Here is a 10,969-nt window from a genome sequence, read left to right as displayed (position 1 = left end):
CAGAAGGGTTTCATAGAAAAATGAAATTGATACAAAGAAGAGCTTATGGCTTTCGTAATTTTGAAAATTATAGAACTCGTGTTAGGGTGCTCTGTTGTTAACTGGTGAGTGCCCCCGTAATTGGGAAAGACCCCGTTTTTTGAATCGACTTGATGTTGAAGCTTGCTGGGGTGTTTACTAACTCATTGATTCTATTGGTCGGGACGGAAGGATTTGAACCTTCGACCACTAGCACCCCATGATAATTCCAATCAATATCAATTACTATCAAACAACTATATTAATAAGCAAATAACCCTTATAAACACTGCGTTTTATTTATTTTGACATATCAATCGATTAAATCTATTATAATTTAAATACACAAAAAAGTGTAGCCATTGGTGTAGCCAAATCAAAAATAAAAAGAGATGTTTATGGAAAAATTTACTCATAAGAAAATCACTAGTCTGACAGCCAAAAAAGGTCGTTATCATATAACAGAGGGAAATGGATTTTGCCTTAGAGTCAGCCCTGCTGAAACCAAAACATGGTTTTATCGATATAAACATAATGGAAAAGAAAAATGGCTAACCTTAGGACACTTCCCTGCGATGGGAGTAGCTGAAGCCAGGAATCTGTTTAATGAATTATGGAATAAGAGACAAAATGGGGAAAATCCCGAAGAATACCTTAAACAAGAACCAGAATCACAAATTGATACCACTGTTGAGCAACTGGTAACAGAATGGTATTCGGGGTACATCGAAAAACATCGTGCCCACCCGCAACAAATTAAACAAATTATTTATGCCGATATTATCCCCCTGCTTGGTGATAAAAAATTGGCTAAACTCAAAACTAAAGAAATAACACTGGCACTAGATAAAATTGTTAATCGAGGCTCCCCTATTCATGCCAATAAAGTGCTTGCTGCACTCAAACAGGCTTTTAATTATGGAGAAAGCCGCGGTGATATGCTCTCAAATCCAGCTGCCAATATTCGTGCTAGAGATATTGGAGGTTTAGAAAAAGCCAGGGAACGATACTTAACACTAGAGGAAATCAAAGAGCTTTGGCACTTTTTAGATAGCGACAAAAATCATATATCAGTGCAAATCAAAAACTCACTGAAGATCATTCTTCTGACAGGCGTGCGTGGTGGAGAACTTCGTGTGGCCAAATGGTCAGAGTTTGATTTTGATAAATCTCTTTGGACAATCCCTGCCGTAAATACAAAAACAGGTACAATATTACGCGTCCATTTAACCCCATTCATGAAAAGCCTATTACTAGAATTGAAGAAAAATAATAGTAGTGAGTATGTGATTAGCGGCCTGAATGGTCTTTCTTGTTTATCAGACAAAGCAATTCCCAAAGCAGTCAATCGCATCCAGGAACGGCTCAATATTCCACAATGGACCCCTCATGATTTACGCCGGACTTTCGCAACACAACTGGGGGAAACATTAAATATTGATCCCGTTGTAATAGAGAAATGCCTAGGGCATAAAATGCCGAAAATCATGGCTACTTATAACAAAAACGAAATGCTTCCACAGAGAAAAGAAGCTCTTGAAAAATGGGCTGATTTTGTTGACAAACTTATTTTAGAACCACACAACAGAGATTATACTGCGGTTACTATAAAGGATGTAATTAATGAATATTGAGCAATTAAATAAGCTGATAAGCAAAGGTGAATCTCACCAGATTGAGTTTAAAAAATCTACAGGACAATTAAAACCCGCATTTGAATCTCTATGCGCTTTTCTCAATGAAGCAGGTGGCACCATTCTAATAGGCGTAACTGATAAAGGAAAAATCGCAGGGCAACAAGTAAATGACAAAACTCAGCAAGAAATAGCTAGAGAAATATCAAAAATTGAGCCTAAAACGTCCCTGAATGTTCACTATATTGATGTAGACGAAAATAAACAGGTTATTGTAATCAAATGCTCTGCCGGTAAGCATATCCCCTATACCTATGATGGCCGTTCTTATGAAAGAAACCAATCAACTACTGAGCGTATGTCCCAACATCGCTATGAGCAACTTATTATTCGCCGTGGGCAATTAAATCATAAATGGGATTCATATGCCGAAAATGATTTAACAATAAAAGATCTGGATCAGGAAGAAATCAGACGTACCATCGCTGCGAGCCATGGAGAGCCGAAGGCGCGGGCGAGTAGTCCCTAGTAGCCTTAGGGCCGGATGTTTTTCCGCAGGAAAAATATAAGGCCATACGATAAGGCGTCAGTCATTGTGGGAGGCAAATGCTTTGCTCGTTCAGAGCAAACATTAACGGACGCAGGACGACTAGGGCCGCCGGAGGCATACTTGTCGCGTTTGCGAGTCGATTTCAGCCATGGATGGCTGAAATCTATCACGAGCTTGGCGACACTATCGTTTAAAGAAGGTGTTGATATAAACAGAATAAGTGCTGAAGCCCTTACTTACAATATTGAGCAAGTACTTAAAAACTTCAAATTAATTGAACACGGCAAATTAACTAATGCTGCAGTGGTTCTTTATGCAAAAGATCCTAGCGCCATTTTCTCACATTGCATGATCCGATTAGCTCGGTTCAGGGGTAAAGATAGAGTCGGTGATTTTATAGATAACCTACAAGTACACGGTAATGCATTTCAATTAATTAAAGCTGCAGTTGATTTTTCAATACGTCATTTACCAATTGCCGGATATTTTGAACCAGGCAAACTACAACGTATTGATCAACCAGCAGTCCCAGCATTGGCAATACGAGAAGCACTAATTAATGCCATATGTCATAGAGACTATATGGTCGAAAATGCCACAATTTCCTTAGCTATATATGATGACCGCCTCGAAATATGGAATATTGGAGAACTACCACCTGAACTTGATATTGAAAGCTTAAAAGTCCCTCATGATTCATACCCCAGAAACCAAAAAATTGCTGACGTTTTTTACAAACGTGGATGGATCGAAAACTGGGGAACAGGTACATTAAGAATGATTGGATATTGTCAAAATAATAAAACTCCAGAACCTGAGTTTGCTCAATATAAAAGTGGTTTTGCAGTCATTTTCAGGTTTAAAGAGGCAATGAATACTGCAGTAACTAGTACACAATCCTCTGATTTTACGCCTCGTCAAATGGAAATAATTGAGATTTTGAAAACTGTTGCGGAGATGTCCCTTAAAGAAATAATGAACCACTTGGAATTAAAACCCGCAGAAAGAACGCTTCGCAACGATCTTAATTATTTGAAAAATGCTGGTGTTATTAACTCAAAAGGACAGGCAAGATTTACCACATGGTATTTTATTAAAAATTAATTTTCAGAAGATATCCGGCATATCCGGCATATCCGGCATATCCGGCATATCCGGCATATCCGGCATATCCGGCATATCCGGCAATAGATTAAGCAGTATAATCTAATATATCAATAGTAATAAAAAAGCCCCAAGTAGGGGCTTAGTACCGTGAAAAAACATGAGTCATTCCATTTGCCTCAACCGAACAATAATCATTGATAAACAGATCACGAGCAAAAGCCTCACAATCAAAATAACACATCAAATTATCCGGTATCGCATTGCTATAGCATTCTTCAAAAATATGCCAGGCAAAATCAACCTCTGAATCATAGGAACCATGATAATAATCACTTATCATGTTTTCTGCATCCTCAAGTACATACTCACCCAGAAGCGCTTCCCCTAGCTCTCCGTGTTCAGCAATAAACTCGGCATAAGCTACGATTGTTGCTATGGACTCATACTCACTGAGACGAAGACTTCCAAAGCCGTCATAATCATGTATCGCAAACTCTTCTGCATCTTCAACAGGACTATTTTCTAGCATAGCTTGGATATCGGCCATAATATCATTTTCACTTTGACGGGAGTCTATCCACTCACCATATAAGATCCCGCTGTTATAAGATGCCAAACAAGCTACATAAATTTGAGGTTTATCCATGAGGTTTTTCTCCTTAAAGTTACAAAGAGAGCAAACCCCAGCGGGAGCATGCTCCCGCATTGGGTTATGAATTAAACAGCTGCAAGCCTAATTGGACTCTTATGATTTCTAACAAACGAAATCAGCGCTTCCAACTTGCTTAAACTTAGTTCTGCCTGATTAGCATCATCCATAGTTAACTTCTGACGATAAACCTGAAGATCATTGATGCACAAAGCTAATTCAACTAACAGATGTTCAATTTCCAAAGAGTTAGGACTAATTGTTTGCATGGTATTGCTCCTTGATTTAAAGAGGATTACCTATCCCCATTGGGATAAAAAATCCCCAATGGGTTTGCAAAGCAAAATCACCGAAACGGTGGTTGATTTGCCTGATTGTTAAAGAAATTATGCTTATAGCATTCCTGGGCATAAAGCCATGAATCATATCCATGAAATTGAATCTTGAGATAAACAAGATTCAAAAAGTTTCCCGACTAAACATTCCACCATTAAATTAGGGAAGAAGATGGTGTTATCACAAGACCCGAAAAATTTAATCAGGTTTCACCAGACTCACACTGGATCATCAGTTGTGTAGCCTCGATTTTATCTGGCCTTATTGGAAAATCAATACTTTTTCTGATGCTGTTATCAAATGAATCTATTTGATATTAATTGATATTTTAACAACAACCTGCCTGTTGATTTAAATCAGCATATCAAACCATGCTTCGACAATCATAACCATTGCCAAGGTGTCCAACTCACAGTATCTTAAAAGTGCTTTTCTCAGCTCATCACGCTCAAAATCACTCATATGAGTAAATTGTAATTTGGCATAAGCAATGGTCGCAGCCCCTCCTTCCTTTAATTGATCATCTTCAAATAGCAATTCAATTTTCTCATTCGGTATTTCTTTATTGATGGGGGCAAGCAATGAATAAGGATCTTTAATTTCGTTGTGATCAAAAACAATCCATTGTTGATCTGTAAAATTTTTACTGGAGACTCCATTTTTAGATCCATAAATGGGTTTACTGTATTTCTCCTGTAAAAACTTAGAACGTTTTATGATTGTTGGAAATATTGTTTTAATAGAGTTTGACCCTTTAGTTAAAGGATCATAATAAAATCGTTTTACCAGTTCCCATAAATCAACCATGCATCGCTTTCCCTCCCATTGTTCACGACTTTTACCGGACGATTTAGTAATTGATTTTATGAATTCACATAGTTCTTTATCGGGAGGTGATTCAGACGCTTCTTCAAGTTGGCGCAAAATAAAATTGAGGTATGTATTTTCATGATTGCTGTAGCGAAAAATGGTCCCGGTATCTTTGCCTAATTCTTTTTTAAGAGCACGAACAAACTCGATAGAAGGATCTATTCCTGGCTCAGTATTTAAGTATTCACCAAAATGCTCAATATTCCCTTGCTGGTCAATAATATGATGTGAAAACTGGAATGCAACACCTTGATATGGATGCATGCCTTTTTTAAAGGGGATTGGCATCATTGCTGTTTCAAAATCAATAAAATGTAATGGGTAAGTCCATGAAGCGATTTCATCTTTCAGCCCTTGCTTGTCCAACCATACCTCATTATCAGCATTTTTAACTTTTTCTATCTGAAGCCATTGCCGCTCAGATTGAGAAAGACCTGACTTACCGTCACTTTTAGTTTGAAAATCAGACTCATCAAAATCTTTGAGCTTAATAAGTCCTACTTTTAAACAGTCATCTTTTTTGGGATAAGCCCATAGATCAAGTATGGTGTCATCATGAAAATCAGAGTCACTATACTGCAAAGCCTCAGTCCAACACTCCTTAAATCCTGATTTAAAACCACCTGCCTCATCTTGAAGTGTTCTAAATTGGCATTTAGCGCATTCCTTTTTTAGAATAGCTGGTGTTTTTTTGTCTCTGAAATAATAGTCACTGAATTCCTGGAATTGATTTTTAAAATCAATTCCTTTTTCATCGCGTTCAGTCCAAATTTTTTCAATTAGATCGTCTACATTCAGTTCTTTTAAGAGAGGGACAGATAAATCCTCCGCAGATAAAGTATCTGCTATTTTCACGCGTGGCTTTCCAGATTGATCTTTCTCCAAAATAAACTTTTGGTTCAATTCATCCGTTGGACAAAGGCTATCTTTATCAATAAGCATCAGATAGCTTGAGATTCGGTAATTTGGATAAGCGTTCTGTAATACCCATTTCTGAAAAGCAATATCTGCAATGTACGATTTCCAATCAGCATTAATTGTTCCATCTCTTTTTTCAATCTTGGTTCTTGTGTTTTTATCCATAGATTTTGCTTTTACCTCAATGAGCTTAAGGTGATTCTTCTCTTTGATTAAAATATCTGTTCGAACAAAATACCTCTTATATTGAATGGCTGCTTCAAATAATATTATGGATTCATCAAGCAGCAATTTTTGAGTAGTGGTTATTGATGATTTATTGTCATCTTCTTTAATCAGAATGCCTTGAGGGTGATAGCATCGGGCTAAAGCCTCAACTTGATACCCCCCTTCTGCAAGTGCTTTGAGAAATGCATCTTCTGTTTGTTGGTTTGCGTATTCACGTTTATCGACATAATAAAGCTTTGTGGGGCATTCGAGTGCCAACTTAAATTTAGATTTAGTTAGGTTAGAAGACATCAATATCTCTATTAGTCTATTCATATCAAAGTGTAGCAAAACAAAAGAGATAAAATTTTTAACCAATATAGGTTTTGATGATCCCTAAGCGAGAATGCCCCAATTGGCGGCTGAGTATTTCCCTCGCACTTCTATCCCATTCGCGCTCATGACCCTTGAGGTTTTTTGAAGATTTACCACCGTTTATAGGACAAATTAATCCTTTCCCATTTACATCAAAACTTTTGGTCAATTCCACGTATAGCCTCTGAGCATAGGCATGGCGCAGGCCATGACATTTGCTAAGGACCATATTTTGTGTTTGAACTTGATAATGACTAAGGTGCTGTTTGTAGGTTCGGTCTTTGGGAATCAACGAGTGTCCTGGTAACACTAACTGCATGGCTTTAGCAATCCACTGACGTTGTTCCTCATTAGTGATTTCAACAATTCGTCCGATACCCCCTTTTGTCCAGCTAGGTTTTATTTTAAGACAATCACCTTGCCAGGCATCGCTGATAATCAATTTCATTGATTCCTCCCGACGTAATCCAAAAAGCGATTGAGCTTCAAGAGATAATTGAATCATAGGATCAGTACATTTTGAAAAGTCTATCTGATGTATGGCTTTACTATGAGTAGGGATGTAGCTACGCTGTGAGATTTGATAAGCATCATTATCGGGTTTAACCAGATGGGGTTTATCTAGCAAAATGCTTAGTTTGCGTAATTTTGCCATGTAGTTTTTTATGGTTGCAGGATTTTTGCCCTGGTTTTTCCAATGCTCGACCAATATATGAATATGCTTGGGTTTGAGGCCATTAATGTGTCCTACTTGGTATCCTAATCCATGTAAGTCTTTAATGCAGCGATTTAATATATGGCGCATATCGGCTTTGCTGGCAAAGGAGTATACCTTGATACTTTTAACGCATTCATTTATTGAGAATTGGGCGCTTTTTAATTTTGATTTACTCATTTAAGTAGAGCCATAGTGTATTAGGAGATTTAATCCCCATTTCATCGCGAATGAGCCAATTCGTTTGGTAATTACCAAGAATAGGCTGCAGTTCTTTTTTTAATTGTTGAGCATAAAGGTATCGGTAGGTTTTATTAGTTGGTAATTTATAAGCACTTAGTGCCATACCCCAAAGGGTGCGAATGGTATTATAGCGATGCATATCTACCAAACTTTGACGGCCTTTGCTGTATTGAATCAATGCCTGAATAATCACGAGTTGGCTCTCGTGACGAATGGGGATTTTTCTATCCTCTGAATTAAAGGCAACTTCACGGGTGAGCAATAGTTTGTGTTCTTTGATATGTATGTCTGGTCTTATATTAATGGCTTCATTGAAGGTCAAACCGAACTGGATTTGAAAGGCCATAATAATTTGCGCGACCGGTTCATTTATATTGGTCCAAATATCGGGAGGAATTATTTTTTTTCTTTTGGAAGAATAAATTCGACCCAATCCCAAGGATTTATTATCGATTCCTTGTAATGGACAATCGATGTTGTTTAAGAAACTTCGAATCGTGGTCATGTAATCCATAATAGTAGCAGGCTTAACTTTATTGCCTTGCCAAAGCTGAATCAGATTTTGGATATGCTGAATTTTTAAAAAAGACCAAGAACTGGGGGTCTCACCAGTCATAAATAAGTCATCAATCATTTTATGAATGACGAAAGCTCGATTTTGTTTATCCTTGAAGCTGCCCCGTGTATCCGATTTTAAGTAGCGATTGGCAGATCGTCTCAAAGACTCTTTTCGCATGATATTGTTCTCTAAAAATACTTGCCCTGACTTTGGTTTAGTGTTGATCGAGCGGCTCACTCAAAAGCGATACCAGGCTTACGCCACAAGGCTCCAACTGGGGGGCAAATCAATCGTTATAAGGCAACGATATTGCCTGTTTACTGCGGTTTTTTTAGTGTTGCTCTCCTTTTTTATTTAGGTAAATGAATACGCAAAGAAGTACTCTGCGCTTAGACTGAGTCATAACAATGTGTTGTGATGACAGTAAATTTCTAAAGAAATCTACGCTGCCGAATGGCAGATATCCATGAAGGGTTTCCCGACTCAAACGTCCAGCCACTAGGTTAGGGAACAGGATGGCTTAGCATAAGACCTTAATAAGGTTTCGCCTGAACTACCCAGGCTCATCAGTTATGCTTGATTTAAAACTATCAAAATGGTGCTTGCTGGGCAAGGGGTTTTGAAAGGAAATTTTATCCTATCGGATTTGGTCCGATAGGATAAAATGGCTGAATGTGTTGATTTTACTGGGTAAAATCAAGGCTGTTGTTCTGCGTCACTGCTGATAGATTGCAGTGACGCAGATTACAATATTATTTTTTTACTCAGAGTTTCCTTAGTGAGTCATATGAAGTATTGGGGGTTTAACATCTTGATAATTCATAATCGTCATCATGCCCGTTTCTTGATGATACAGCATATGGCAATGCATCATCCAATTACCAGGATTATCAGTATCGAATTGAATTTTCACTGTTGATTTCGGCAACACAATAACCGTATCGTGCAACAAGCCATTCTTTATTTTTTTACCATCAATATCAGTTACTTCAAATACATGACCATGCAAATGCATAGGATGAGCCATGGTCGTTTTATTGTTAAAAATCATTTCGACGCGTTTATTTCCATCAACGATTAAAGGTTTAATGTCTGGCCATTTTTGGTTATTAATAGTCCATACATAGGGCATCATATCGCCTTCTAGATTAACGGTTAAGATTTGGCCTGGTGTTTTATCAGGCAGTGGGTGTAATGCTTTAAATTGAAACTCCTGATCATAATTTAAAGCCCCTGCTTTACTTGAACTTTTTTCATTAAGTTTAGGAATAATCGCTTTAGGCGTTGCGAGTATTAAACCCGTTTGCATCTGCGTCCCCTCGCCTTGAGCAAGAATAGGATATGCTGCTTCACCCTGGGGAATAGTAACCAGGACATCAAGTCGTTGTCCCACAGCCAGTTGAAATTGCTGGGATTGTACAGGTTGAATCGATTGGCCATCGATAGCGATTGCCTCTCCTTTCAAAATACCTATATTTATAAAAAAATTGGACATTGCAGAACCCGCAATGAAACGTAATCGAACAGTGCCTCCTGGATGAACGGGGACGATTTGAGGATTTTTTAAAGTTTTATAATTGGTTAGAAAAGCATCATAATTGACATCATTTAAATCAGGTGCCGCATTATCCATAGGCATAGAAGACATCCCATTGCCATGATGCATGTGGGTCATTTGTCCTTTTTTTAACTCACTTAGAATCACTTCTGGTTTTTTAAAACTAAAATCTCCGATAAATAAAGTAACCTCTTTATCACTCACCTTATCGTTTGGATCAGCAATAATCAAAGGGGCTGATAAAAATTGCTGTACTTGTAAATCATGATGCGAATGCATCCAATAAGTCCCAGACTGTTTAAGTATGAAATGATAATGATACTCGCCACCTGGGGGAATAGGTGCTTGCGTCACATAAGGTACCCCATCTTGATCATTAGGAACAATAAGACCATGCCAATGTAAGACGGTGGGCTTATCCGTTTGATTTTTTACAATCGCATCAAATACTTGACCTTTAACTCCCTTATATCCCCATGTGCCATCGGGCTGTTCGATGCGGAATAACTCAGCTGGTTTACCATCGACTTCGGTTTGGAATTTTTTAATCAACAATACTGTAGGATCAGTCGTTTTGTGAGGGACAGGCTCTTGATTTGCAAGAGCTTGTCCTAAAAACAACATACTTAATAGTACTCCATGAACGCAATAAAACAATTTCATCAAAGTAATCCTTAATTAGACTGTGAGGTTTGATAAAGCTCGCGTAATCCAGTTAATATCTTTTCCAATTTATCCCAATTCGCTTGAGTCCCCTCTTTATCGTTTGCATCGCCTGTTTTATCAAGACGTGTAGCCAATTGCGCAACAAAGCTTAAGTTATTCTGCAACGTTTTTTTCTGCTCATCCGATAAATCCAGGCTTTTAGCAGGAAGTGCATTGACTAAATCGCGAATAGCGAACGCATGCTCATGAATGGAAGTTAATTGGTTTTCTTTTAATGCCTGATTTATCAATGCACTATGTTCATCTATAGCCTTCCAAATGGCAGGAGCAGTGGAAGGGATAGTGATTTTGGGAGGTTCATTTGTATTGGCAAAAAGTTCTAAGGGTATTGTCCAAATAAAAAGGCTCATGATTAAACTAAGCCATACCGATTTACTGTTACGCTCTATTTGCTTCATAGTGTTTCTCCTAGTTGTTTATCCTTTAAAGCACTTCGTTTTTCGCGCCATTGTTCGATGGCATTATAGACTGTCGGGACTACAAACATATTAAGCACCGTTGAGG

At 38.0% G+C, this 10,969-nt stretch carries 11 protein-coding genes; 4 read left to right on the top strand and 7 right to left on the bottom strand.

What is annotated here, in order from left to right; translation table 11 throughout:
• The 4 genes from LDG_RS18835 to LDG_RS18355 all read left to right on the top strand — a co-directional run.
• A partial coding sequence (locus tag LDG_RS18835; protein ID WP_148263497.1) for a transposase occupies positions 1–101 on the top strand: 101 nt, incomplete at its 5' end.
• Between the two features lie 315 nt (positions 102–416).
• Entirely contained in the window at positions 417–1,652 is a 1,236-nt protein-coding gene (locus tag LDG_RS03520; protein WP_006869768.1) for a tyrosine-type recombinase/integrase, read from the top strand.
• Positions 1,642–2,181: an AlbA family DNA-binding domain-containing protein gene (locus LDG_RS03515; protein WP_006869767.1), complete on the top strand. Its 540-nt coding sequence runs from the start codon at positions 1,642–1,644 to the stop codon at positions 2,179–2,181. The genes LDG_RS03520 and LDG_RS03515 overlap by 11 nt, the downstream gene beginning before the upstream one ends.
• A gap of 141 nt (positions 2,182–2,322) precedes the next feature.
• A complete protein-coding gene (locus LDG_RS18355; protein WP_158307861.1) occupies positions 2,323–3,306 on the top strand; it encodes an ATP-binding protein in 984 nt (327 codons plus the stop codon).
• 142 nt (positions 3,307–3,448) lie between these two features.
• Here the strand turns inward: LDG_RS18355 and LDG_RS03505 are convergent, their stop codons facing one another.
• From LDG_RS03505 to LDG_RS03475, 7 genes are all read right to left on the bottom strand, one after another.
• On the bottom strand, positions 3,449–3,955 hold the full coding sequence (locus tag LDG_RS03505; protein ID WP_006869765.1) for an antirestriction protein ArdA: 507 nt from the start codon (positions 3,953–3,955) through the stop codon (positions 3,449–3,451).
• A gap of 71 nt (positions 3,956–4,026) precedes the next feature.
• Positions 4,027–4,227 carry a hypothetical protein gene (locus LDG_RS03500; protein WP_006869764.1) on the bottom strand — a complete coding sequence of 67 codons (201 nt, stop codon included), beginning with the start codon at positions 4,225–4,227 and terminating at the stop codon, positions 4,027–4,029.
• Positions 4,228–4,645: 418 nt separating this feature from the next.
• Positions 4,646–6,601: a DUF2779 domain-containing protein gene (locus LDG_RS03495; protein WP_040534372.1), complete on the bottom strand. Its 1,956-nt coding sequence runs from the start codon at positions 6,599–6,601 to the stop codon at positions 4,646–4,648.
• A 58-nt stretch (positions 6,602–6,659) separates the two neighbouring features.
• Positions 6,660–7,559, bottom strand: coding sequence for a phage integrase N-terminal domain-containing protein (locus LDG_RS03490; protein WP_006869761.1), 900 nt, complete (start codon positions 7,557–7,559; stop codon positions 6,660–6,662).
• Positions 7,552–8,358, bottom strand: coding sequence for a phage integrase N-terminal domain-containing protein (locus tag LDG_RS03485; RefSeq protein WP_040534370.1), 807 nt, complete (start codon positions 8,356–8,358; stop codon positions 7,552–7,554). Before LDG_RS03485 ends, LDG_RS03490 begins: the two co-directional genes overlap by 8 nt.
• Before the next feature lie 598 nt (positions 8,359–8,956).
• Positions 8,957–10,402, bottom strand: a complete 1,446-nt coding sequence (locus LDG_RS03480; protein ID WP_040534368.1) for a multicopper oxidase family protein — start codon at positions 10,400–10,402, stop codon at positions 8,957–8,959.
• Positions 10,403–10,413: 11 nt separating this feature from the next.
• On the bottom strand, positions 10,414–10,863 hold the full coding sequence (locus tag LDG_RS03475; protein WP_006869758.1) for a hypothetical protein: 450 nt from the start codon (positions 10,861–10,863) through the stop codon (positions 10,414–10,416).
• Positions 10,864–10,969: the final 106 nt, after the last annotated feature.

Source organism: Legionella drancourtii LLAP12 (assembly GCF_000162755.2).
GTDB classification, from domain to species: Bacteria; Pseudomonadota; Gammaproteobacteria; order Legionellales; family Legionellaceae; genus Legionella; species Legionella drancourtii.
This window is presented reverse-complemented; position numbering and strand designations above follow the sequence as displayed.

Excerpts from the sequence above, each read along its gene's own strand:
- LDG_RS03520 (WP_006869768.1), top strand. The coding sequence starts at position 417 with ATGGAAAAATTTACTCATAAGAAAATCACTAGTCTGACAGCCAAAAAA.
- LDG_RS03515 (WP_006869767.1), top strand. The coding sequence starts at position 1,642 with ATGAATATTGAGCAATTAAATAAGCTGATAAGCAAAGGTGAATCTCAC.
- LDG_RS03505 (WP_006869765.1), bottom strand. The coding sequence starts at position 3,955 with ATGGATAAACCTCAAATTTATGTAGCTTGTTTGGCATCTTATAACAGC.
- LDG_RS03500 (WP_006869764.1), bottom strand. The coding sequence starts at position 4,227 with ATGCAAACAATTAGTCCTAACTCTTTGGAAATTGAACATCTGTTAGTT.
- LDG_RS03495 (WP_040534372.1), bottom strand. The coding sequence starts at position 6,601 with ATGTCTTCTAACCTAACTAAATCTAAATTTAAGTTGGCACTCGAATGC.
- LDG_RS03490 (WP_006869761.1), bottom strand. The coding sequence starts at position 7,559 with ATGAGTAAATCAAAATTAAAAAGCGCCCAATTCTCAATAAATGAATGC.
- LDG_RS03485 (WP_040534370.1), bottom strand. The coding sequence starts at position 8,358 with ATGCGAAAAGAGTCTTTGAGACGATCTGCCAATCGCTACTTAAAATCG.
- LDG_RS03480 (WP_040534368.1), bottom strand. The coding sequence starts at position 10,402 with ATGAAATTGTTTTATTGCGTTCATGGAGTACTATTAAGTATGTTGTTT.
- LDG_RS03475 (WP_006869758.1), bottom strand. The coding sequence starts at position 10,863 with ATGAAGCAAATAGAGCGTAACAGTAAATCGGTATGGCTTAGTTTAATC.